Origin of the sequence: Pseudomonas sp. SIMBA_067 (assembly GCF_046534675.1) — a bacterium.
Lineage (GTDB): Bacteria > Pseudomonadota > Gammaproteobacteria > Pseudomonadales > Pseudomonadaceae > Aquipseudomonas > Aquipseudomonas putida.
In genome coordinates this window covers 1-246 of sequence record NZ_JAWRYH010001096.1, presented here as the reverse complement: position 1 = coordinate 246, position 246 = coordinate 1, and the positions used below count along the sequence as shown (strand labels likewise).

Below are 246 nucleotides of genomic sequence, written 5' to 3'. Positions count from 1 at the left end.
CGCGCCTCGGCAAGCTCCAGCAAGGTCCCGCTGCCCGGTGCCCAGCGCGCCTCCTTGGCCGAGCTGGCAGAGTCCACCGGCACGGGTTCGCTCGCAGCCGGCGGCTGTTGCAGCACAGGCTGGTCGTCATCGGTGTGCCGCCTGAGCGTCGAGGGCCCGAAGGCTTCGGCATGGATGCGAGCGTCGGGAACGTTCACGGTGCGCAACCCTTCGTACAGGTCCTGGGTAAAACGGGCGGGGCCGCAC

1 pseudogene is annotated in these 246 nt (G+C 70.3%); it reads right to left on the bottom strand.

Going from position 1 to position 246, the window contains the following annotated elements:
- Positions 1–246 (bottom strand): annotated as a pseudogene (locus tag SB765_RS32655) (FAD-binding oxidoreductase); the annotation flags it as partial.